This window comes from Sphingomonas sp. Leaf407 (assembly GCF_001425385.1).
Classification (GTDB): Bacteria; Pseudomonadota; Alphaproteobacteria; order Sphingomonadales; family Sphingomonadaceae; genus Sphingomonas.
In genome coordinates this window covers 477,193-499,664 of record NZ_LMQO01000003.1, presented here as the reverse complement: position 1 = coordinate 499,664, position 22,472 = coordinate 477,193, and the positions used below count along the sequence as shown (strand labels likewise).

The 22,472-nt window shown below is 68.2% G+C and carries 24 protein-coding genes and 1 tRNA gene; 11 read left to right on the top strand and 14 right to left on the bottom strand.

Features of this window, described 5'->3' with window-relative positions; translation table 11 throughout:
• Positions 1 to 21: 21 nt before the first annotated feature.
• From ASG37_RS11770 to ASG37_RS11760, 3 genes are read right to left on the bottom strand one after another with little or no spacing between them, the layout of a single operon-like run.
• On the bottom strand, positions 22 to 1,296 hold the full coding sequence (locus ASG37_RS11770; RefSeq protein ID WP_055760088.1) for an SPOR domain-containing protein: 1,275 nt from the start codon (positions 1,294 to 1,296) through the stop codon (positions 22 to 24).
• The gene (locus ASG37_RS11765; protein WP_055760086.1) at positions 1,293 to 1,718 is read right to left on the bottom strand and encodes a hypothetical protein; all 426 of its coding nucleotides are present in this window, start codon (positions 1,716 to 1,718) and stop codon (positions 1,293 to 1,295) included. Before ASG37_RS11765 ends, ASG37_RS11770 begins: the two co-directional genes overlap by 4 nt.
• Positions 1,718 to 2,419: an AAA family ATPase gene (locus ASG37_RS11760; RefSeq protein WP_055760084.1), complete on the bottom strand. Its 702-nt coding sequence runs from the start codon at positions 2,417 to 2,419 to the stop codon at positions 1,718 to 1,720. Before ASG37_RS11760 ends, ASG37_RS11765 begins: the two co-directional genes overlap by 1 nt.
• A 148-nt stretch (positions 2,420 to 2,567) precedes the next feature.
• On the opposite strand from ASG37_RS11760, the gene ASG37_RS11755 reads away from it, so the two are divergent.
• The gene (locus ASG37_RS11755) at positions 2,568 to 3,497 is read left to right on the top strand and encodes an SPOR domain-containing protein (RefSeq protein WP_055760081.1); all 930 of its coding nucleotides are present in this window, start codon (positions 2,568 to 2,570) and stop codon (positions 3,495 to 3,497) included.
• Positions 3,498 to 3,729: 232 nt separating this feature from the next.
• Here the strand turns inward: ASG37_RS11755 and serB are convergent, their stop codons facing one another.
• Positions 3,730 to 4,608, bottom strand: a complete 879-nt coding sequence (gene serB, locus ASG37_RS11750; protein ID WP_055760076.1) for a phosphoserine phosphatase SerB — start codon at positions 4,606 to 4,608, stop codon at positions 3,730 to 3,732.
• Here serB and miaA point away from each other — a divergent pair.
• The 6 genes from miaA (at position 4,601) to ASG37_RS11720 (ending at position 10,296) form a co-directional block, all read left to right on the top strand.
• Positions 4,601 to 5,539 carry a tRNA (adenosine(37)-N6)-dimethylallyltransferase MiaA gene (miaA, locus tag ASG37_RS11745; RefSeq protein WP_055760073.1) on the top strand — a complete coding sequence of 313 codons (939 nt, stop codon included), beginning with the start codon at positions 4,601 to 4,603 and terminating at the stop codon, positions 5,537 to 5,539. The two genes, serB and miaA, sit on opposite strands and share 8 nt — an antisense overlap.
• An 89-nt stretch (positions 5,540 to 5,628) precedes the next feature.
• A complete protein-coding gene (locus ASG37_RS11740; protein WP_055760070.1) occupies positions 5,629 to 7,374 on the top strand; it encodes an acetolactate synthase 3 large subunit in 1,746 nt (581 codons plus the stop codon).
• Complete coding sequence (locus tag ASG37_RS11735) at positions 7,374 to 7,568, top strand: hypothetical protein (protein ID WP_055760066.1); 195 nt, start codon at positions 7,374 to 7,376, stop codon at positions 7,566 to 7,568. Before ASG37_RS11740 ends, ASG37_RS11735 begins: the two co-directional genes overlap by 1 nt.
• Before the next feature lie 5 nt (positions 7,569 to 7,573).
• Positions 7,574 to 8,089: an acetolactate synthase small subunit gene (ilvN, locus tag ASG37_RS11730; protein ID WP_055760063.1), complete on the top strand. Its 516-nt coding sequence runs from the start codon at positions 7,574 to 7,576 to the stop codon at positions 8,087 to 8,089.
• A gap of 55 nt (positions 8,090 to 8,144) precedes the next feature.
• A complete protein-coding gene (gene ilvC, locus ASG37_RS11725) occupies positions 8,145 to 9,164 on the top strand; it encodes a ketol-acid reductoisomerase (RefSeq protein WP_055760059.1) in 1,020 nt (339 codons plus the stop codon).
• A 526-nt stretch (positions 9,165 to 9,690) separates the two neighbouring features.
• Entirely contained in the window at positions 9,691 to 10,296 is a 606-nt protein-coding gene (locus ASG37_RS11720) for a YceI family protein (RefSeq protein WP_055760056.1), read from the top strand.
• Between the two features lie 38 nt (positions 10,297 to 10,334).
• Here the strand turns inward: ASG37_RS11720 and ASG37_RS18150 are convergent, their stop codons facing one another.
• Positions 10,335 to 10,463 carry a hypothetical protein gene (locus ASG37_RS18150; RefSeq protein WP_268795741.1) on the bottom strand — a complete coding sequence of 43 codons (129 nt, stop codon included), beginning with the start codon at positions 10,461 to 10,463 and terminating at the stop codon, positions 10,335 to 10,337.
• A 146-nt stretch (positions 10,464 to 10,609) separates the two neighbouring features.
• On the opposite strand from ASG37_RS18150, the gene leuA reads away from it, so the two are divergent.
• Positions 10,610 to 12,283 (top strand): 2-isopropylmalate synthase, encoded by a 1,674-nt coding sequence (gene leuA, locus ASG37_RS11715; protein ID WP_055760054.1) that lies wholly within the window; start codon positions 10,610 to 10,612, stop codon positions 12,281 to 12,283.
• A 212-nt stretch (positions 12,284 to 12,495) separates the two neighbouring features.
• Here the strand turns inward: leuA and ASG37_RS11710 are convergent, their stop codons facing one another.
• From ASG37_RS11710 to ASG37_RS11700, 3 genes are all read right to left on the bottom strand, one after another.
• On the bottom strand, positions 12,496 to 13,719 hold the full coding sequence (locus ASG37_RS11710) for a threonine synthase (protein WP_055760051.1): 1,224 nt from the start codon (positions 13,717 to 13,719) through the stop codon (positions 12,496 to 12,498).
• Between the two features lie 150 nt (positions 13,720 to 13,869).
• Positions 13,870 to 14,151 (bottom strand): SWIB/MDM2 domain-containing protein, encoded by a 282-nt coding sequence (locus ASG37_RS11705; protein WP_055760049.1) that lies wholly within the window; start codon positions 14,149 to 14,151, stop codon positions 13,870 to 13,872.
• Between the two features lie 143 nt (positions 14,152 to 14,294).
• Positions 14,295 to 16,949, bottom strand: coding sequence for a TonB-dependent receptor (locus ASG37_RS11700; protein ID WP_055760046.1), 2,655 nt, complete (start codon positions 16,947 to 16,949; stop codon positions 14,295 to 14,297).
• Positions 16,950 to 17,150: 201 nt separating this feature from the next.
• Here ASG37_RS11700 and folE point away from each other — a divergent pair, with 201 nt between their 5' ends.
• Both folE and ASG37_RS11690 read left to right on the top strand, forming a co-directional pair.
• Entirely contained in the window at positions 17,151 to 17,774 is a 624-nt protein-coding gene (gene folE / locus ASG37_RS11695) for a GTP cyclohydrolase I FolE (RefSeq protein ID WP_055760570.1), read from the top strand.
• 41 nt (positions 17,775 to 17,815) lie between these two features.
• Entirely contained in the window at positions 17,816 to 18,361 is a 546-nt protein-coding gene (locus ASG37_RS11690; RefSeq protein WP_156349133.1) for a hypothetical protein, read from the top strand.
• Positions 18,362 to 18,775: 414 nt separating this feature from the next.
• Here the strand turns inward: ASG37_RS11690 and ASG37_RS11685 are convergent.
• From ASG37_RS11685 to ASG37_RS11665, 5 genes are all read right to left on the bottom strand, one after another.
• Positions 18,776 to 18,852 (bottom strand) — tRNA-Arg (locus ASG37_RS11685).
• Between the two features lie 50 nt (positions 18,853 to 18,902).
• Positions 18,903 to 19,328 carry a DUF1178 family protein gene (locus tag ASG37_RS11680; protein WP_055760039.1) on the bottom strand — a complete coding sequence of 142 codons (426 nt, stop codon included), beginning with the start codon at positions 19,326 to 19,328 and terminating at the stop codon, positions 18,903 to 18,905.
• The gene (locus tag ASG37_RS11675; protein WP_055760036.1) at positions 19,325 to 20,149 is read right to left on the bottom strand and encodes a carbon-nitrogen hydrolase family protein; all 825 of its coding nucleotides are present in this window, start codon (positions 20,147 to 20,149) and stop codon (positions 19,325 to 19,327) included. The genes ASG37_RS11680 and ASG37_RS11675 overlap by 4 nt, the downstream gene beginning before the upstream one ends.
• Positions 20,146 to 20,403, bottom strand: a complete 258-nt coding sequence (gene grxC, locus ASG37_RS11670) for a glutaredoxin 3 (RefSeq protein ID WP_055760033.1) — start codon at positions 20,401 to 20,403, stop codon at positions 20,146 to 20,148. The genes ASG37_RS11675 and grxC overlap by 4 nt, the downstream gene beginning before the upstream one ends.
• Positions 20,404 to 20,434: 31 nt before the next feature.
• Positions 20,435 to 21,148, bottom strand: coding sequence for a ComF family protein (locus ASG37_RS11665; RefSeq protein WP_055760030.1), 714 nt, complete (start codon positions 21,146 to 21,148; stop codon positions 20,435 to 20,437).
• Between the two features lie 44 nt (positions 21,149 to 21,192).
• Between ASG37_RS11665 and ASG37_RS11660 the strand changes: the two genes are divergently transcribed.
• Positions 21,193 to 22,029: a class I SAM-dependent methyltransferase gene (locus ASG37_RS11660; RefSeq protein WP_156351497.1), complete on the top strand. Its 837-nt coding sequence runs from the start codon at positions 21,193 to 21,195 to the stop codon at positions 22,027 to 22,029.
• A gap of 34 nt (positions 22,030 to 22,063) precedes the next feature.
• Here the strand turns inward: ASG37_RS11660 and ASG37_RS11655 are convergent, their stop codons facing one another.
• Entirely contained in the window at positions 22,064 to 22,462 is a 399-nt protein-coding gene (locus ASG37_RS11655) for a (deoxy)nucleoside triphosphate pyrophosphohydrolase (RefSeq protein WP_055760024.1), read from the bottom strand.
• Positions 22,463 to 22,472 lie beyond the last annotated feature (10 nt).

The window sequence follows — 22,472 nt, the reverse complement described above, 5'->3', positions numbered from 1 at the left end:
GGAGAGGCTCGGGAAAAGGATTTAGCGCGCGGCGACCTGGTTGCCGCCGCGCGCCCAGACGGCGAGTTGCTCGCCGGCATGGGCGCGGACGAAGCAGCGACTGCCAGATGCGCGCAGCGTGCCGCACAGGCCGGTGGCATCGGCGCGGGCGAGGCCGCCGACCGACAGCCGGTAATAGGCATTGCCCCGGATCGTCGCGCGCATCCCCTGCGGCGCGTGGCCGGCGAGGCGGGGGACGTGGCGGCTGATCCACGCCCATGCGTCGCGCGCGACGGCGGCGTTCTCATAGGCGCCGAGCTGGACGTAATAATTGCCTTTCGCCGGGACGGAAGCCGTCTGGATACGGGCCGGGGCGGCGGCGGCGGCGAGCTTGGCGTAGGCGGTGGGGAGCGCCTGCACGATCTCGCGGCGCGGAGCGAAGCTGATCGCCGGGCGGGGGACCTCGACCGTCGCGACCTGAACCGGCGCGGGGGAGACGGTTTGCAGACCCTCGACCGGTGCCGGATCGACGCTTGCGACGGCGGTGGGCGCGGGATCGGCGGCAGCGACTGCCACCGGATCGGCGGGTGCGACCAGCGCCAGTTGCACCGGCTGGCCGCGATCCTCGGCGGTGGTGACTTTCAGCAGCGCGGCGACCTGCTGCGCGGCGTTGCCCGGACGGGCGAAGGCGGCCCATTCGACCAGCCGCTGATCGACCAGCGCCGGGGCCATGTCGACCGAGGCGACCGAGCGCGCCTCGATCCAGCGGCCGTCGAGCGCGAGCGCGAGCGCGAGATTCTGGCGGACGGTGGCGGTCGCGGCGGGATCGCGCGCGGCCTGGGCCAGCAGCGCGATGCCGCCGGCCGGATCGCCGGCGAGCGCGAGGGCGAGGCCCCGGTCGGCGGGCGCGATGCGTTCGGCGTGGGCGGTGAGCGTGCCGCGTGCGCCGACCCAGTCGCCGGTCGCGGTCTGCGCCAGCGCGAGGTTCAGCGCGGCGCGGCCGTCGGCGGGGTCGAGCGCCAGCACATCGCTGAACGCCTGCGTCGCCGAGGCGAAGCGCCCGGCCTGGAGATAGGCGCGGCCGAGCAGCGCGCGGTAGCTCGCGTCGCGCGGGGCGAGCGCCACCGCCTGTTCGGCAAAGCCGACCGCCTGCGCGCCCTTGTCCTTGCCCAGCATCGCGGCAGCCTTGGCGGCGAGGCGCGGCGCGGCGGCATCCCCGCCGGCGGCGACCGCACCGGTGCCCATGGCGACGATGCCGAGCGAGCCGCCGAGCATGGCGGTGGCAAGGCCGATCGAGACGAACAGGCGGTTGGTCATGGCTGCACCTTCGGAGCATCGGAAACGGGAGTGGACGAGGGGTCGGAGGGCGGCGGCAGGAGCCGGTCGATCGCATCGACCAGCCACGCCTCGACCGACAGGCCGCGCGCGGCGGCGGCGAGGCGGAGGCGCCACAGCCGGTCAGGGTCGAGCGTCAGGGTGAGCGCCGCCACTTCCCCTTCGGGCGGGGCGACCGGCACGGCATCGCTGCCGAGCGTCAATTGCTGGAGTTGCGCGCGCTGTTGCAGCACGGCGGGCAGTTCGGCGCGCGGGTCGGGACTTTGGCCGAAATCGTTCCAGCCGAGGTCGTCGTCCTCGACCAGCATGCCGGCGATGCCGCCGGGGCGCATCGCCGGGCGCGCCTCGCCCCTGCGGGCGAGCAGGCCGGGAACGAGCGGCGCGGGGCGATCGATCGGTGCCATCAGCCCTGCCCCATGCCCCGCCGGCCGAAGCCGAGCGCACCGGCGGGCGCGGCCGGCACGGCGAACACCGTGCGGCGGAAATTCTTTTCCAGCCGGTCGTGGAGATAGGTCCACAGTTGCGCGATCTCGGCGCTCGATTTCGAATCGGGGTCGAGTTCCATGACGGTGCGGCCGTCGATCATCGACGAGGCGAAATCGACGCGGTGATGGACGATGACCGGGGCGACCGTGCCGTGCTGCGACAAGGCCATCGTCGCTTCGGTGGTGACGCGGGTGCCCGGCGTCGCGGCATTGACGACGAATACCAGCGGCTTGCCGGCGCGACCGCACAGATCGACGGTAGCCCCCACCGCGCGCAGATCGTGCGGGCTGGGGCGGGTCGGCACGACGATCAGTTCGGCGACGGCGATCACGCTCTGGATCGCCATGGTGATCGCCGGCGGCGTGTCGATCACCGCCAGCTTGAAGCCGTGCGCGCGCAACGTTTCCAGATCGGCGGCGAGGCGCGCGACCAATGTCTGGGCGAAGGCGGGCAGATCGGTGGTGCGTTCGTTCCACCAGTCGGCCAGCGACCCCTGCGGATCGATGTCGATCATCACGACCGGCCCGCAGCCGGCCCGTTCGGCCTGCACGGCAAGGTGGCCGGACAAGGTCGTCTTGCCCGATCCGCCTTTTTGCGATGCCACCGCCAGAACGCGCATGCCGCTGTCGTATCCCTGTGTCCGTTCAGCGCCGTTGTCGCAGCGGCGGGATAAAAAGGCGTTAACGCGGGCGCGCCATCCACCGGAAAGGCTTTGCGGAACATGGTGAACCGCTGGTACGGTCGCCCCGATCGCAAGGGGAATTTCGATGCGCGTACACGGTTGGCTGGCGATGGGTGCGGCGGTGCTGGCGGCACCGGCGATCGCCGATGTGAAGGCCGGGGTCGACGCCTGGTCGCGCGGCGACTGGGCCACGGCGGTGCGCGAATGGCGCCAGCCGGCGATCGGCGGCGATGCCGATGCGCAGTTCAATCTGGCGCAGGCATACAAGCTGGGCCGTGGCGTACCGCTCGATCTGGCGCAGGCCGAACAATGGTATGCCAAGGCGGCGCAGCAGGGCCATCCGCAGGCGCAGGACAATTACGGCCTGATCCTGTTCCAGAACGGCAAGCGCGCCGATGCGGTGCAATGGCTGGAGAAATCGGCGACGCGCGGCGAGCCGCGCAGCCAGTTCGTGCTGGGGACGATGCTGTTCAACGGCGATTCGGTGCCTAAGGACTGGCGGCGGGCCTATGCGCTGATGACGCGCGCGTCGTCGGCCGGGCTGCCGCAGGCGGCATCGACGCTGGCCGAGATGGACCGCTATGTCCCCCTGCCCGACCGGCAGGCGGCGCTGGCGATGGCGCGCGATCTGGAAGCGGGCGCCGGCCGGTTGCCGACGCAGCCGGTGCGCACGGCGACGGCGCGTCCGGTCCCGCCGCGCGTGGTCACGCCCCGCCCTGTCCCGACGCGGGTGGCGGAAGCGACTCCCGCGCCTCGCCCGAAGCCTGCCGCCCCTGCCCCGGCCGCAGCGGTGCGCGACGGTGGCTGGCGGGTGCAGCTCGGCGCGTTCCGCGATGCCGGCAACGCGCGCGGGCTGTGGTCGCAGGTGTCGGGCAAGTTCGCCGGTCGCCAACCCTATTTCGAGGCGGCAGGCGGGATTACCAAATTGCAGATCGGCCCGTTTGCTTCGAGCGCGGAAGCGACGCGGGCGTGTGGCGCGATCCGGCCGACGACGTGCGTGGCGGTGAAGCGCTGATCTTCACGGCGCTGGCGTCAGGCGATCGGGGTCGGAACGGGCGGGTTTGGCCTCTCCCCTCCCTGACAAGGGAGGGGTCGGGGGTGGGTCGGCCTGCGAGGGTACGACAGCGCCTGCCACGAGCCTACCCACCCCCAGCCCAGTTTCGGGTGAACAGTGCCCCGCACTGTTCAGGTCATGCCGGGGGCATGACCGACCCGAAACTCTTGTCAGGGAGGGGAGTTCGGCTGCCTTAGCCCTCGACCCACTCGCCGCGCGGGATGCCCTGAATGTGGAGCAGCGCGGTGAGGTCGTTGTGGTCGATGCGCACCGCCGCTTCGGCAGCAACGATCGGCTTGGCGTGATAGGCCACGCCCAATCCCGCGCGGCGGATCATCGGCAGGTCGTTGGCGCCGTCGCCGACGGCCAGCGTGGCGGCCGGATCGATGCCCAGTTCGTCGATCGCGGCGAGCAGCGTCACTTCCTTGGTGGTCGCATCGACGATCGGTTTGCGCACCTTGCCGGTCAGGCGGCCGTCCTCGATCAGCAGGCGGTTGGCGATCATGCGGTGAAAGCCCAGTTCGTGCCCGACCGGCTCGGCAAAGCGGGTGAAGCCGCCCGAGACGAGGATCGTCGTGGCCCCGCGTGCGCGCATCGTCTGGATGAGCGTCTTCGCGCCGGGCATCAGCGTGACCCGTTCGTCGAGGCAGCGCTGGATCGCGGCTTCCTCCAGCCCCTCCAGCAGCGCGACGCGGGCGTCGAGTGCCGAGGCGAAGTCGAGTTCGCCGCGCATCGCCCGTTCGGTGACGTCGGCGATCTGCGGCTTGATCCCGGCGTAATCGGCCAGTTCGTCGATGCACTCGACGGTAATCATCGTCGAATCCATGTCGGCGATGAGGAGTTTCTTTTCGCGATTGGCGGCAGGCTGGATCGCGACGTCGGTCCGGTCGAACCACGGCGACAGAACGCCATCGGCCCAGGCCGGGTCCTCCTTGAAATAAATGTCGGCAACGCGGCCTACTTCGACCCAGCGCCACTCGGAGACTCCACAGAGGTCGTCCATGCGGGCCACCGCATCGGAAATATCGCGCTCGGCGATCGATTCGGCTGCTATCAGCGTGGCGATGAACATGGCGAAATCTCCTGACCGTCCGAGGGTGGCGCTCATCGCAGGCCCGACCGCCAGCGGCAAGTCCGCGCTGGCGATCGCGGTGGCGCAGGCGCACGACGGCGTGGTCGTCAACGCCGACAGCGCGCAGGTGTACCGCGACCTGCGCGTGCTGTCGGCCCGCCCCTCCCCTGAGGAAGCGGCGAGCGCGCCGCATCGGCTGTTCGGCCATGTCGACGGGGCCAACGCCTATTCCGCCGCGGCATGGGCGCGCGACGCGGCGGCGGTGGTGGGCGAGGTGCTGGCGGCGGGGAAGCTGCCGGTGCTGGTCGGCGGGACCGGGTTGTATCTGCGCACGCTGCTCGACGGGATCGCGCCGGTGCCCGACATTGACCCGGCAGTGCGCGCGGCGGTGCGCGCGCTGCCGGTCGCCGAGGCGCATGCCGCGCTGGCCCAGGCCGATCCGGCCGCCGCCGCGCGGCTGCTGGCCAGCGATACGACGCGGGTGGCGCGCGCGCTGGAGGTGGTGCGCTCGACCGGACGGAGCCTTGCCGACTGGCAGCGCGACCGCACGGGCGGCATCGGCGCGGAGATCGACCTGCGCGCCCTTCTGCTGCTGCCCGACCGGGACTGGCTGACCGACCGGTGCGACCGGCGACTGGCGCAGATGTTCGACCATGGCGCGCGCGACGAAGTGGCGGCGCTGCTCGCCCGCGACGACATCGGCGCGGATGCGCCGGTCCGCCGGGCGATCGGCGTGGCCGAGGTGGCGGGCTGGCTGAGCGGCGAGCTGACCCGCGACGCGGCGCTGGAGCGGGCGCGGGCAGCGACGCGGCAATATGCCAAGCGGCAATACACCTGGTTCCGCAATCAGCCGCCGGGCGATTGGCTTCGCATCGGTGAAACCGAAACATGCGCATTATCTGCAAAGTTCGACATTATATTACGCAATTGATGGTTGACACGCACGTTTCATGCGACTAGCGACGCCACTCCAAATCTGTTATCGCGCCTGCGAAATCGTGTGAGTGAAGGAGCCGTCCCATGCCCGAGAAAAGCGGAGCCGACATATTGGTCGAAGCGCTGGTCGACCTCGGCGTAGAGGTCGTCTTCGGCTATCCCGGCGGCGCGGTGCTGCCGATCTATGACGCGCTGTTCGAACATAGCCGGATCAAGCATATCCTCGTGCGTCACGAACAGGCGGCGACGCATGCGGCGGAAGGCTATGCCCGCTCGACCGGCAAGCCCGGCGTGGTGCTCGTCACCTCCGGCCCCGGTGCGACCAACGCGATCACCGGCATCACCGACGCGCTGCTCGATTCGATCCCGATGGTGGTCATCACCGGACAGGTGCCGACCGCGCTGATCGGCACCGATGCGTTTCAGGAAGCCGACACCGTCGGCATCACGCGCCATTGCTGCAAGCATAATTATCTGGTGAAGGACCCGGGCAAGCTCGGCCATATCATCCACGAGGCGTTCCATATCGCCACCGCCGGCCGCCCCGGCCCGGTCGTGGTCGACATTCCGAAGGACGTGCAGGTCGCGACCGCGCGCTATACCAAGCCCGGCCCGATCCAGCACAAGACCTATCGCCCCAAGGTGAAGGCCGATCGTGCGCAGATCGAGCAGGTCGTCGACATGCTGGCGGCGGCCGAGCGTCCGGTGTTCTACACCGGCGGCGGCATCATCAATTCGGGGCCGGCGGCGTCGCAACTGCTGCGCGAACTGGCGCGGATCACCGGCGCGCCGGTCACGTCGACGCTGATGGGTCTGGGCGCGCTGCCCGCGTCCAGCCCGCAGTGGCTCGGCATGCTCGGCATGCACGGCACCTATGAAGCCAATATGGTGATGAACGAGGCCGATCTGGTCGTCGCCATCGGTGCGCGCTTCGACGACCGGGTGACGGGGCGGCTCGATGCCTTTTCCCCGCGCAGCCGCAAGGTCCATATCGACATCGACCGCTCCAGCGTGAACAAGATCGTCCGCGCCGATCTGGGCATCATCGCCGATGCGGGCCATGCGATGGAGGATATGGTGCGGGTGTGGAAGGCACGCCAGCATCCCAAGCCTGACCTGTCGGCGTGGTGGAGCAAGATCGACGGCTGGCGCGCCAAGCGCTGCCTCGACTTCCCCGAAAATGCCAAGGAAATCATGCCGCAGCGCGCCGTCCGCGCGCTGTACGAGGCGACCAAGCATCGCGCGCCGATCGTGTCGACCGAGGTGGGCCAGCACCAGATGTGGGCCGCGCAGCATTTCGGGTTCGAGGCGCCGAACAAGTGGCTGACCAGCGGCGGTCTCGGCACGATGGGCTATGGCCTGCCCGCCGCGATCGGCGCGCAGCTCGGCAATCCGGGGGCGCTGTGCATCGACATCGCGGGCGAAGCGTCGATCCAGATGAACATTCAGGAACTGGCGACGGCGACGCAGTACCGGTTGCCGGTGAAGGTCTTCATCCTGAACAACGAATATATGGGCATGGTCCGCCAGTGGCAGGAACTGACCTATAGCTCGCGCTATTCGAACAGCTATTCGGACTCGCTGCCCGATTTCGTGAAGCTGGCTGAAGCCTATGGCTGGAAGGGCATCCGCATCGAGCGGCCGGACCAGTTGGACGCGGGGATTCAGGCGATGCTCGACCATGACGGGCCGGTGATGGTCGACTGCATGGTCGCGAAACTCGCCAACTGCTTCCCGATGATCCCGTCGGGTGCGGCGCATACCGACATGATCCTGCAGGCCAACGAAGTGTCGGGCGAGATGGACGACGAGGCCAAGGCGCTGGTGTGATGGCGATGGTGCAGAGCCAGGCATGGCTCCTGATCGTCGTCACGATCTACTGTGCCGTTCGCACGTACCGCGACTTTGCCGCAGGGCAGACGGTGTGGGGCGTCGTCAGTCTGATCGTGACACTTTCCGCTCTCGCCATTCTTCTTCTCATGCCGATCCCGACGCACGCCGTCACAATCGATCTTCCACGGTAGAACCCATGCACATTAAGACCGAACAGACCGAACGGCACACGCTGGCCGTGCTCGTCGACAACGAACCCGGCATCCTCGCGCGCATCGCCGGGCTGTTCTCGGGGCGTGGCTATAATATCGAGAGCCTGACCGTGTCGGAGATCACCGCCGACAAGGCGGTCAGCCGGATCACCATCGTCACCAGCGCGTCGCCGCCGGTGATGGAACAGATCATCGCCCAGCTCGACCGGCTGGTGCCGGTCCACAAGGTCATCGACCTGACGGTGCAGGGCGCGCATGTCGAGCGCGAGCTGGCGCTGGTCAAGGTCGTCGGCACCGGCGAGCACCGGATCGAGGCGCTGCGCCTCGCCGAAGTCTACCGCGCGCGCGTGGTCGACGCGACGGTATCGAGCTTCGTGTTCGAGGTGACGGGATCGATCGAAAAGATCGACAAGTTCACCGAATTGATGGCGCAGGTCGGGCTGGTCGAGGTCGCCCGCACCGGCATCGCCGCCATCGCCCGCGGACGAGAGGCCGCCTGAAATCTATTCGCGTCGCCGAACCGGACGACGCCATCATCTGCAAAGGGAAATCATCATGCGTGTCTATTACGATCGCGACGCCGATCTGAACCTGATCTCGGACAAGAAGATCGCGATCCTCGGCTATGGCTCGCAGGGCCATGCCCATGCGCAGAACCTGCGCGATTCGGGCGTGAAGAACGTCGCCATCGCGCTGCGCCCCGGTTCGGCCAGCGCCGCCAAGGCCGAAGGTGCCGGCTTCACGGTGATGCCGAATGCCGAAGCCGCTGGCTGGGCCGACATCCTGATGATCCTGGCGCCCGACGAGCATCAGGCGGCGATCTATGCCGACGACATTCACGCGAACCTGAAGCCCGGCGCGGCGCTGGCCTTTGCGCACGGGCTGAACGTCCACTTCGGGCTAATCGAGCCGCGTAGCGACGTGGACGTCATCATGATCGCGCCCAAGGGCCCGGGCCACACCGTGCGCAGCGAATATGTGAAGGGCGGCGGCGTGCCCTGCCTAGTCGCGATCCATCAGGATGCCAGCGGCAACGCACACGACATCGCGCTCGCCTATGCGTCGGGCGTCGGCGGCGGCCGGTCGGGCATCATCGAGACGAACTTCCGCGAGGAATGCGAAACCGACCTGTTCGGCGAGCAGGCCGTGCTGTGCGGCGGCGTCACCCATCTGATCCAGGCCGGGTTCGAGACGCTGGTCGAGGCGGGCTATGCCCCCGAAATGGCGTATTTCGAGTGCCTCCACGAAACCAAGCTGATCGTCGACCTGCTGTATGAGGGCGGCATCGCCAACATGCGCTATTCGATCTCGAACACCGCCGAGTACGGCGACATCGTGACCGGTCCGCGCATCATCACCGACGAGACGAAGAAGGAAATGAAGCGCGTGCTGGCCGACATCCAGTCGGGCCGCTTCGTGAAGAACTTCGTGCTCGACAACCGCGCCGGCCAGCCCGAGCTGAAGGCGGCGCGCAAGCAGGCGGCGGCGCATCCGATCGAAAAGACCGGTGCCGAACTGCGCGCGATGATGCCATGGATCGGGGCAAACAAGCTGGTGGATCAGTCGAAGAATTGATCGGCGCAGCGGCAACGCTGCACCGTCAAATTCTTCGACCGGCTGGCGCGACAAAGCCCGCCCTTCGGGGCGCGGCTTTGCCGCGACCGACGGGCGGGCGGGCCGCATGCGCGCCCGTCCTTCCCGCGAAGGCGGGAATCCATGGACGCTGCCGTTTCGGCTCCAGCACGAACGCTGCGGATATGGGTTCCCCCCTTGCGCGGGAACGACGGATGGTTTGCGGCTATCCACGTCCGTCGTCCCGGCGGAGGCCGGGACCCATGGACGCGGCACGGTCGCGGATCGATCGACAGCACCCGACACAATGGATTCCGGCCTCCGCCGGAATGACGGCGTGCATGTGGACAGGCCTTCGCAAGAAGGGCGTGAACGGGCGCGCATCTACTGCGCCTGCCACCGTACCGACCCTTTCCACCACGGCACCAACCACGAAACCGATCGTTTCGCATCCGGTATTTGACCCGAAGGTCCCTGCCCCCGACAAGGGCGGCATATCCTTTCGCCTTCGAACCGGAGAGCTTTTCCCATGCGCACCCCCCTGATCCTTGCCGCGACGTTGTTCGCGGTCGCCGCTCCCACCGTCGCGCAGATGCCCGGCGCACCCGACAAGTCGCGCGTTACCGCCGGCACCTACACCGTCGACACCGCGCACACGCAGGTCGCGTGGAAGGTCAACCACATGGGCTTCACGATGCTCGACGGGCTGTTCGGCGCGACCGGCGGCAGCGCGACGATCGATCCGAAGAACCCGGCGGCCAGCAAGGTCACGATCGACTTCAACGTTGCCGACACGCTGAGCGTTACCAGCCCGCAGTTCGCCGGCCATCTGAAGTCGAAGGATTTCTTCGACGTGGCGACCTATCCGACCGCCAAATTCGTCTCGACCCGCATCCAGCCGATGGGCGACCATTGGATGATGACCGGCAATCTGACGATCAAGGACCAGACCAAGCCGGTGCAGCTCACCGTCCGCTTCATGGGCGCGGGCCAGAACCCGATGAACAAGAAGGCCAATGTCGGCTTCACCGCGACCGGCAGCATCATGCGCAGCCAGTTTGGTCTGGGCTATGCCGTGCCCGCCGTGTCGGACAAGGTCGACCTGACGATCAACGCCGCGTTCGTCGGCGCATAAGCATTGCCGGGGGAAGCGTTGCCGCTCCCCTGGCCCCCTCAGGCCGCCAGCCTGACCAACCCGTCGAAGGTGCCGCGCACGCTGGGTGCGGCACCTTTGGCCGGTTTCCGCGCCCGCGCGCCGATCGCGCTGGACAATCGCGCGCCGAGCCGCCACATCACCGCCATGATCGGGCAGACGCTCCGCCTTCTTCGACTTAGCCGCCCTTAGGGGAGGAACGCACCGGCGTGCGCCTTCCCTGAGGGAGTATCGAACCCTAAGGCAGATACCGGCGCACCCATGAGCGATGCGCCCCTGACAGGCTGAAGACACCATGTTGCGCGATCCTTCGACCAAATACCGCCCCTTCCCCGCCATCGCCCTGCCCGACCGGCAATGGCCGTCGCGCACCATCACCCGCGCGCCGCGCTGGCTTTCGACCGACCTGCGCGACGGCAATCAGGCGCTGATCGATCCGATGGGCGCGGAGAAGAAGAACCGGTTCTTCGACCTGTTGCTGAAGGTCGGGCTGAAGGAGATCGAGGTCGGTTTCCCGTCGGCCGGGGCGACCGAGTTCGATTTCATTTCCGGCCTCGTCCGGCAGGATCGCATCCCCGACGACGTGTGGGTGCAGGTGCTGACCCAGTCGCGCCGCGACCTGATCGAGCGCAGCTTCGAGAGCCTCGACGGGGCGAAACAGGCGATCGTCCACCTCTACAACGCGGTCAGCCCGGCGTGGCGGCGGATCGTGTTCGGCATGGAACGGCCCGAGGTGAAGGCGATCGCCGTCGCCGGCGCGAAGGTGCTGCGCGACGAGGCCGGCAAGCGCCCGAACACCGACTGGCGCTTCGAATACAGCCCGGAAACCTTCTCGACCGCCGAACTCGATTTCTCGGTTGAGGTCTGCGCGGCGGTGATGGAGGTGTTGCAGCCGACGGCGGACCGGCCGCTGATCCTGAACTTGCCGGCGACCGTCGAGGCGGCGACGCCCAATATCTATGCCGACCAGATCGAATGGTTCTGCCGCAACGTGCCGAACCGCGACAGCGTCGTCATCTCGCTGCACACGCACAACGATCGTGGGACCGGGGTGGCGGCGGCCGAACTGGGGCTGATGGCCGGGGCCGACCGGGTCGAGGGCTGCCTGCTCGGCAATGGCGAGCGCACCGGCAATTGCGATCTCGTGACCGTCGCGCTGAACCTCTACACGCAGGGCGTCGACCCGAAGCTGGACCTGTCGGACATCGACGAGGTGGTCAACACGGTCAATTACTGCACCAGCCTGCCGGTCCATCCGCGCACGCCCTATGCCGGCGATCTGGTGTTCACCGCCTTTTCGGGCAGCCATCAGGACGCGATCAAGAAGGGCATGGCGACGCAGGCGCTGCGCAACGACGGCCTGTGGGAAGTCCCCTATCTGCCGATCGATCCCGCCGACCTGGGCCGCAGCTACGAAGCGGTGATTCGCGTCAATTCGCAGTCGGGCAAGGGCGGCGTCGCGTGGGTGCTCGAACAGGACAAGGGGCTGAAACTGCCCAAGCGGTTGCAGGCCGATTTCAGCCGCCACGTCCAGCAGATGGCCGACGACCTCGGCCGCGAGCTGAACGCCGCCGACATCTGGACCGCGTTCGCCGGAGCCTATCTGCCGCACGGATCGGAGCGCTATGCGCTGATCGACTATGCCGAAACGCATGCGCCGGGCGGCGGGCCGCCGCGCACCTTCGTCGGGCGCGTCCGGCTGGACGGTGAGGAGCGCGCGATCTCGGGCAAGGGCAACGGGTTGCTCTCGGGGCTGCTCGCGGCGCTGCGCGAGGATGGCGGCGTCGACATGGACGTGGTCGATTACAGCGAACATGCGATCGGCCACGGCGCGGATGCGCAGGCGGCGGCCTATCTCGAATGCACCCTGCCCGACGGGCGGCGGGTGTTCGGCGTCGGCATCGACGGCGATGTGGCCACCGCGACGGTCCGCGCGGCGCTGAGCGCGGCGAACGCGGCGGGGCGGTAACGCTACTGCTCCCTCTCCCCCTGACAAGGGGATAGGGATGCGCAGACTTGGTCTTTGCACAAGCAAAGGCCTAGTCGGAGCTGGGAGAGGGAGCGGCATGCGAGCCTTCGGCTCGCTTCGCCCCTCACCCAACCTGCGCTAGCCAGCGAGCTGGCAAGCTGCGGTATCCCTCTCCCCTATTCAGGGGAGAGGGCAGCGCTGCTGAACGCCCCCTACCGCCAGCGATCGAAATCGATCGGCGCGTCTTTCGACAGGAACTGCTCGGCGGGCGGCATCGGATATTTGAGGCCGGTGGCGCAGTTGAACAGCACCGCCCGCTCCTCCACCCCGACCAGCCCGTCGGCCAGCGCGCCGCGATACGCCGCCAGCGTCGCGCCGCCTTCGGGGCACAGCAGCAGCCCGTCGTGCCGCGCGGTGTCGTCGACCGCTTGCAGGATCGCGTCGTCGTCGACCGCCAGCGCGCGGCCGCCGCTTGCGCGGACCGCGCGCAGGATCAGGAAGTCGCCAACCGCGCGCGGCACGCGGATGCCGGCGGCGACGGTGTGGGCGTCCTCCCAGCGATCGGCATGTTCGACGCCGTCGTCATACGCCTTGACGATCGGCGCGCAGCCCGACGCCTGCACCGCATACATGCGCGGCCGCTGCGATCCGATCCAGCCCAGCGCCTCCAGCTCGTCGAACGCCTTCCACATGCCGATCAGCCCGGTGCCGCCGCCGGTCGGATAGAAGATCGCATCGGGCAACGTCCAGCCGAGCTGCGCAGCGAGTTCGAGGCCCATCGTCTTCTTGCCCTCGATCCGGTACGGCTCTTTCAGCGTCGAGAAGTCGAACCACAGCCCCTCGGCCGCGCCCTTCCCGACGATCGCGCCGCAATCGTCGATCAGGCCATCGACCCGCCACACATCACCGCCCTGCATCGCGATCTCGCGCACGTTGATCTCGGGGGTGTCGGCCGGGCAGAAGATGGTCGTGGCGATGCCGGCGCGCGCGGCATAGGCGGCGAGCGCCGCGCCGGCGTTGCCGTTGGTCGGCATGGCGATGCGCTTCACGCCCAGTGCCTTCGCCATCGCCACCGCCATCACCAGCCCGCGCGCCTTGAACGAGCCGGTCGGCAGCCGCCCCTCGTCCTTGACGATCGGCCGGCCGGGTTCGGCGGCGAGTTCGATCAGCGGTGTCTCGATCTCGCCGAGAGTGACGATATTGCCGGAATCCCGCACCGGCAGCAGTTCGCGCCAGCGCCACAGATCGGTCGGCCGCGCGGCCAGCGTGTCGCGCGACAATGCACGGCCGACCGCGTCCAGATCATAGCGTACGAGCAGCGGCCGCCCGGCGCGCGACAGGCCGTGGAGCTGGTCGGCGGGGTAGCGCTCGCCGGTCAGCGAACATTCGAGATGGGTGACGAAGCTCGGGCGATCGGCGGTGCAATTCTCGTTCATGGACATCCTTTCCGAAGCGGTGGCGATCGGCACGACCGGGGCGCGGGCAATCGGTCCGGCGCGATGCACCGAAACGAACGACGCCGCCCCGGGGCCTGTCCCCGAAGCGGCGTCGATAAAACCGAAAGAGAGCGGATGCCCTCGACCAGCTTACTTCATATGCGCGCTGAGCAGCTTGTTCATTTCGAACATGCTGCACGACTTCTTGCCGAACAGCTTTTCCAGCGTCTCGTCGGCGAGGATCTGGCGCTTGTCCTTGGGATCCTGCAGATCGTGCTTCTTGATGTATTCCCACATCTTGCTCACGACTTCGCTGCGGGGCAACGGGTCCGATCCGGTGATCTTCGCGAGGTCCGCCGAAGGCGTCACCGGCTTTGCAATTCCGCCCTTGGCAGCGCCGGTCGTACCGGTCGTCTTGGGTTCCTTGGCCATGATAATCTCCTAATCCCCCTACAGGGCCGCGCCGGTCAGGGCGCGGCAGGTTGGCGGTTATGCAATGTTCCGATGCGGTTGTCGCGGGGGAATTGCCACGACCGGTCGAAACGAACCCTGAATGACGCTACGTCCGACGGGTTTTAAAACCCGAAGCGGGCGCGCACGCCATAGAAACGCGGCATTGCCGGATAGACGCCATACGTTCCGGTCTGCTCGGGAATCGCGAAACCGGAAATATTATAATATTGGTTGGTGATATTCTCGACGAAGAATTCCGCCGAGATCCGGCGGTCGTCGGTCGCGACACCGATCTTGCCGTTGAGCAGCGGATAGGCATCGTTGCCGACCGTCGTCGTCCCCGTCCCGTCGCGCACGATCGACACGTCGCTGTTGTAGCGCATGTCGACATGGAACAGCGCGTTGAGCGTGCTGGTCAGGCGCGGGGTCCATGTCGCGGCGACGGTGAAGACGTTGCGCGGCTGGTTCAGGAACTGGCGACCGTTCTGGTTCTGGAGCGGGGTGCCGGTAAAGTCGTTGCTCGCGTCATAGGCGGCGTCGAGCAGCGTGTAGCCCAGCCGGAAGTTCAGCGCGCGGATCGGCTGGATCACCGATTCCAGCTCGATACCCTTGGCGGTGGATTTGGGCACGTTCTGCACGACGAAGCTGTTGCCCGCGAAGATCAGCGACTGGAGCCCCTTGAACTTCTGGTAGAACAGCGCGGCGTTGAACGAGAATTGCCGCGACAGGCTGGTTTTCAGCCCCAGTTCGTAGCTGTCGACCGTCTCCGCGCCGAACTCCAGATCGGTCGCCTGCGCGCCGTCGCCGCCCAGCACCCGCGTGTTGAAGCTCGCCTGGTCGAGATTATAGCCGCCCGATTTGAAGCCGCGATCATAGCTGGCATAGCCCAGCACGTCGGAGGTGAATTTATAGGCGAGCTTGGCGGTGCCGGTCAGGCGGCTTTCGCTGCGGTCATGGGTGTAGTTGCCGTTGAATTCGCTGCTGATCGCCGGGTTGCAGCTCAGCAGGAACAGGTTCTGGAACAGCGCCGGGCTCGCCTGCCGAATCAGGTTGCGATAGGTAACGGCGTTGGCATCGGTGCCGAGGAAGAAGTTGCACGCCGCCGGGTTGCTGTTGATCGACGCCGCCAGTTCCTTGCGCTCGTAATTGTAGCGCAGGCCGAGCGTCACCGACAATTTGTCGCTGACGTTGATGATATTGTGGGTGAACAGCGCGAAGGCGTTGGTATCGACCTGGAACTCGTCGTTGTTGTTGCCCTGCCCCGGCTGGTTCGGGGTCAGCGGGGTGTTGAGATAGTTGAACAGCGCCGATCCCGGCGGGGCCGCCTGTTGCAGCGCGGCGCTCTGCGCATAGAGCAACTGGCCGAACAGCGGCACGGTGCCGGCGGGCAGCGCCGGCCCGCCGCGCAGCGCGGTGACGAGCTGGGTGAAGGTCGGCACGTTGAAGCTGCCGTAGAATTGCGCCTGCCGCCCGATCCCGCCCGCCGACGGCGGTGCGGCGAGCGCGCCGGCCAGAAGCGTGTCGACATAGCGGTTGGCGTCGTTGCCCAGCCGCACCGTGTCGCGCAGTTGCAGCTTTTCGTTGAGGTAAAAGGCACCGACCAGGAAATCGACCTTGCCGTCGAACAACTGCCCCTGGAAGCGCACTTCCTGCGTGATGTCGCGCAGCGCCGAGCGATAGCCTTCGCGGTACGCGCGATCGATCCCCGAATAGTCGATGTCCTGATTGCGCAGCACGCGGAAGTCGCGATACGCGCTGATCGAGGTCAGCTTGAAATCGCCGACATCGGCGTTGATCTCACCCGACACGCCCCAGTCGCGCACCGCCTCGCCATAATCGCGGCCGGGCGATGCCGCCATCCGCCGCTCGGACGGCGAGCCGGTGTAGATGCCGGTGCGCCCCTGCCCCGCCGCGATCGCCTGAATCGCCGCCGCCGTGCTGCCGCGCGTGCCGCTGACGACGCCGCAGCATTGTTCGTCGGTCTTGTAATAATCGCCGATCAGCCGGAAGCTGAAGGTCGAGGTGTCGTAGAGCGCCTGTCCGCGCACGTACCAGCGGTTGATGTCGTTGAACGAGCGGTCGGAATTGACATCATCGATGTACCCGTCGCGCTTGCGATAGCCGCCGTCGACGCGCAGCGCGAGGCTTTCGGCAACCGGACCGGTCAGCGCACCCTTGATCTCATAGGCGTTGAAATTGCCGTATTCGCCCTCGACATAGCCGCCCAGATCGAACTTGGGCTGCGCGGTGAACACCGACAGCGCCCCCGCCGAGGTGTTGCGGCCGAACAGCGTGCCCTGCGGCCCGCGCAGCACCTCGATCCGTTCGACTTCGGGCAGTTCGGCGATGGCGATGCCCGCGCGCGAGCGGAACACGCCGTCGATGAACACGCCGACCGCCGGTTCGAACCCCGGATTGTCGCCCGCCGTGCCGACGCCACGGATCGACAGCGAGGTCGACACCGCCGACGACTGGCCGGTCGTGGTCTGGAGCGAGGGGGCGAGCTGTTCGAGGCCGCGAATGTCGCGCACCCCGGCGTCGTCGAGCAACTGCGCGTTCACCGCCGTCACCGCGATCGGCACGTCCTGGATTGGTTCGGCACGGCGGTTGGCGGTGACGATGATGTCGTTGCCCCACCCTTCCTCCGCGTCCGGCTGCGCTGCCGGGGCAGCAACCGTGGCGGGCGCGACCGGGGTTTCGGTCGTCTGCGCGTGGACCGGGGCGGCGGCGATGAACACCGAGAGCGCGGTCGCCCCCAACAGGTCGAACTTGGTCATGGCATCCCCTCCTGCTAACCGCCGATTGATACCGGTCGAATTATTTGTATTTGGTGACGTAGCAACCACCGCCCGTCAACGGGGAAGGCGGTGGTGCATGCACTTTCTCTCCTTGAACGGGTATGGAAGCCACACTTGCCCGTATACAGAGCGCCGACGCGCTGAACCCTGCGTGGCAGAAGATCGGGAATGGAATCGAAGATGGGTGACGCGACAGACGACATGCGCGACGGCGATCCGGTCGCGCCCGCGCCGAAACTTCCCGTGCCCGAGGATGTGGCCGAAGCGATCCGCACGCTCATCCGCTGGACCGGCGAGGACCCGACGCGCGAGGGGCTGCTCGACACGCCGCAGCGCGTGGCGCGGGCATGGAAGGAATATACCCAGGGCTATGGCGAGGACCCGGCGCGGCATCTGGCGCGCGTGTTCGAGGAAGTCGGCGGCTATGACGAGATCGTGCTGCTGCGCGACATTCCGTTCCAGTCGCACTGCGAACACCACATGGCGCCGATCACCGGCAAGGCGCATATCGCCTATCTGCCGCGCGACCATGTCGTCGGCATTTCCAAGCTGGCGCGGGTGCTGCACGGCTATGCCCGGCGGTTGCAGGTGCAGGAGCGGCTGACCGCGCAGGTCGCCGACTGTATCTGGAACGGATTGAAGCCGCGCGGGGTCGCGGTGGTGATCGAGGCGACGCACGGCTGCATGACCGCGCGCGGGGTGCGCACGCCCGGCGTCACCATGACGACCAGCCGGATGATGGGCGTGTTCCGCGACGACGAGCGCAGCCGCAAGGAAGTGCTGGCGTTGATCGGGCGGGGATAGGCGCGGAACGCCGCCGCAAGGCGAAACGTTTCGCACCCATGATGATCCGCACGCCCCTGCTTGCCGCCTTGCTGCTCGTCGCCTGTTCGGCCGATCCGCCGCGCGAGGCGAACAACGCCATGGCAGCGGCGGTGCCGGCGGGGTCGGGCGGCGGCGTCACGCCCTCGCCCCGCCCGCTGCCGAGCGTGCTGCCCGGCGTTCCCGAGGAGCCCGACCCCCACCCCGCGCCCGACCTCCAGCCGATGGTGCGCGCCGATTTTCAGGACAGGCAGTTGCTCGGCAGCGGATGCGATTATCGCGACACCGGATCGGGCGCGATCCTGCTCCACCTGCGCGACGAGGGCGACGGGCTGGTCAAATACGGCAACCGCCTGCGCCGCATCGCCGCCGCCACGCCGGGGCGCGAGGCGATCGCACTCGGCGGCATCGCGGCGGGCGACGGCGTGTCGTTCATCCTCACGCCGCAGCTGGGCGATCCGGTCCAGACGAGCGATTCGACGCAAAGCCGGCCGGCGAGCCTGACCATGCGCACCGCCGACAATGGCGAGACCGTATATCAGGGCGGCCGCTGGGACTGTGGCAGTTAGGCCGGATCGATATTCAACGAAATGCCTTCCCAATCTGCTCCCCTCCCTGACAAGAGTTTCGGGTCGGTCATGCTCCCGGCATGACCTGAACAGTGTGGGGCACTGTTCACCCGAAACTGGGTTGAGGGTGGGTAGGCCGGTTGTGGAGCGCTTGCGTTTCCTCGCGGGCCGACCCACCCCCGGCCCCTCCCTTGTCAGGGAGGGGAGATGCAGGAGCCGCCGTCTGGCTGAATATCGATCGGTCCTGGATCGGATCGATATGCGGCTAACGCCACGGCTTTTCGTCGTTCCCGCGCAGGCGGGAACCTATAGACGCAGCGGGTGCAATTCGATCACCGGCGTCGGCGTATATGGACCCCAGCCTTCGCTGGGATGACGCTTGCTTCAGGGTAGCTGGATCTGACCTTGGAAATCTGGTGGCCACGGAGGGACTCGAACCCCCGACGCCCGCTTTAGGAAAGCGGCGCTCTGTCCAGCTGAGCTACGCGGCCGATCGTTCGACGCTTTATCGCTCCCGATCCGCCGACGCAACGCTTGCGGATCAGTTCGCCTGTTCGGGCGGCACGACCGGCAGCGGCAGCGGTGCGATCGGCACGCCTTCCTCGACCAGCGCCTTCGCCTCGGCACGGGTCGCCTGTCCGTGGATCGGGGCCACGTCCGCCGCGCCGCTGTGCATCGCCCGCGCGCGGTCGGCAAAACCGCGCCCGACCCATTCGCTGCCCGACAGCGCCTTGCGCTGCGCCTCGGCAAGCATCGTCAGCGCCGCCTTCACCGCCTGTGGCGAGGGCCGCTCGCCCCCGCCCTTAGCGGCGATGTTCGGGGCCATCACCGCCTTGGCGACATCGGCGTCGTCGCACATCGGGCAGTGGATCAGCTTCGCGACACGCTGCTCGTCATAGGCGGTGCTGGAGGCGAACCACGCCTCGAACACATGGCCCTGCCCGCAGCGCAGGTCGAAAACGATCACGCCACCACCTCGACCGGCGGGATCGGCCGGCGGTGGCGCGCGACCGGAATGCGCGCGCGCGCCACCGCCACCTGCGCCGGATCGATCGTGACGAAGCCGATGCCGGCGTCGCTCCCCATATCGAGCATCACCTCGCCCCACGGTCCCACGACCAGCGAATGGCCATAGGTGGTGCGACCATCGGCATGGTGGCCGGTCTGCGCCGCCGCGATGACGAACGCGCCAGCCTCGATCGCGCGGGCGCGCAGCAGAACGTGCCAGTGGGCGTGGCCGGTCGGCACGGTGAAGGCGGCGGGCACCGCCAGGACCTGCGCCCCGGCATCGCCCATCGCGCGGAACAGGTCGGAAAAGCGCAGGTCGTAACAGATCGACAGGCCGAACATCCCGACCGGGGTCGCGACGACCCGCGCGGCATCGCCCGGCGCGTAACTGGCCGATTCGCGCCATGCCTCGCCGGTCGGCAGCGTCACATCGAACAGGTGCAGCTTGTCATAGGTCGCGCGGACGGTGCCGGCAGCGTCGATCACATAGCCGCGATTGGCGAGCCGCCCGTCGTCCCGCCGCACCGCGAGCGAGCCGAGATGGACCCAGAGTCCGGCGCGCGCCGCCGCCTCGCGCACCGCCGCCAGCACCGGATCGTCGTCTTGCGCAAACAGATTGGCCGCCGCCCGGTCGCGGTCGCGGTCGACCAGCCCCGACATCTCGGGAGTGAACAGCATCGCCGCCCCGCCCGCCGCCGCCCGTTCGACGGCATCGACCAGCACTTGGGCATTGGCGGCGGGATCGATCCCCGCCGTCATCTGGAGCAGCGCGAGCTTCACGATGCCAGCAGCGGGTCCAGCTTGCCGGCACGCTCCAGCGCCGCCAGATCGTCCGACCCGCCGACATGGGTATCGCCGATGAAGATCTGCGGCACGGTGGTCCGCCCGTTGCTGCGCGCCAGCATCTCCTGCCGCTTGGCCCCGCCCATCGAGATGTCGATCTCGTCATAGGCCGCGCCCTTTTCGTCGAGCAGCCGCTTGGCACGGACGCAGTATGGGCAGAACGCCTTGGTGTAGATGAGAATGGTAGCCATGGGGTGGAGGTGTGGCGTGAGCGCCCCCTTGTCAATCGTCCGTCCCCACGACCCGCGCCCAGCACAGCACCCGGACCGACGCCGCCCCGGCCGCCAGCAGCACCCGCGCGCAGCCGTCGGTGGTCGATCCGCTGGTGTGGACATCGTCGACCAGCAGCACCGCCTGCCCCCGGAATAGCGCCGGATCGCCACAGGCGAACGCCCCCGCGACCGCCTTCGCCCGCGCCGACCGGCCCATCGCGCGCAGCGGCGGCGTGGCGCGGATACGGGTGAGCGCATGGCGCTCGACCGGCAGGCCGGTCGTCCGTGCCAGCGCATCGGCGATCAGCACCGCCTGATTATACCCGCGCACCCACAGCCGCCGCCGGTGGAGCGGCACCGGCACGATCAGGGTTACGTCGCCCGGCACCTGTCGCCGCATCAGCCGCGCCATCGTGTCGGCCAGCGCCAGCCGCCCGCCATATTTGAGCTTCAACGCCACATCGCGCGCGACCGGACCATAGGCGACGGCGGCGCGCACCCCGCCATGCGCCGGCGGGCGGCGGCGGCAGGGATCGCACACCGCCTCCCCCGCCACCGCGAACGGAATGCCGCAGCGCGCGCAGGCCGGATCGCCGAGGAACCGCAAGCCTGCCCAGCAACCGGCGCAGAAGCGGTGATCCGCCTCCACCACCACGCCACACCCCGGACAGCGCGGCGGCAGCGCCAGTGCGGCGAGTCCGGCAAGAAGGGCGGCGGGGCGCATGCCCGCCCTTGTCGGCGGCGGTCGCGCCCGGCACAAGCGGCGGCGTGAGTGTTCCCGATCTTTTCGCCCGCCGCCGCCGCCGCGCGCACCGCGACCGTGCCGCCACCGGCTTCGCCGGGGCCGATTTCCTGCATCGCTTCATGCTGGAGGGAGTCGCCGAACGGCTCGACGCCGTCACCCGCAGCTTTGCCGACGTGCTCGACCTCGGTTGTGCCGATGCCGCATTCGTCCCCCCGGCGGGGGCGCGGGTCGTGCGCTTCGATCCCGGCTTCGCCTTCGCCCGCGCCGCCGGTGGCGTGCAGGGGGAGGAGGACCGGCTACCGTTCGCCGATGGCGCGTTCGATCTGGTGGTATCGGTGGGGACGCTCGACAGCGTCAACGACCTGCCCGGCGCGCTGACTTTGATTCGCCGCGCGCTGCGCCCCGATGGGCTGTTCCTCGCCGCCTTCACCGGCGGGTCGACGCTCGCCACGCTGCGCCGCGCGCTGCTGACTGCCGAGAGCGAACGGCCGGCGGCGCGGGTACATCCGCAGATCGACCTGCGATCGGCCGGCGATCTGCTGGTGCGCGCCGGATTCGCGCTGCCGGTCGCCGATTCGGAAGTGCTGCGCGTGCGCTATGCCGGGATCGGCCGGCTGATCGGCGACCTGCGCGGCATGGGCGCGACCAGCCTGCTCGGGCAGGCGCCGCTGGCGCGCGACACGCTCGCCGCCGCCGCCGAAAGCTTCGCGGCGCAGGCCGACGCCGATGGCCGCACGACCGAGACGTTCGAAGTGATCTACCTGACCGGCTGGGCCCCCGCCCCCAGCCAGCCGCAACCCGCCCGCCGGGGCAGCGCCACCGCCTCGCTCGCCGATGCGCTGGGACGCAAGGAGGGGTAAGAAGCTGATTTGAAAACGCGCGAAAGTGCGAGTTTCAGATCAACGCTTCGAGCAGCGCGATCAGCGGGCGGTCGGCGGGTGGCATCGCCAGTGCGTGGAGTTCGACCGGGCGGACCCATTTGAGTGCCGTCGCCTGAAGCGCTTGCGGAATGCCCGTCCATTTGCGCAGCGCATAGAGCAGCAGCAGCAGATGCCGCTCGCCCAACGGTTCGCTGGCGAAGGCGGCGGGGGCGAGGCAGCTATGGTCGACCACGATCCCCAGTTCCTCGTACAATTCGCGCACCAGCGCCGCTTCGGGCGTTTCGCCCGGCTCCACCTTGCCGCCGGGAAATTCCCACAGCCCGGCCATGTGCGTGCCCGGCGGCCGTTGCTGGACCAGCACGCGCCCGTCGCGATCGACCATGGCGGCGGCGGTGACGAACAGCATCGACATTTCATTAACC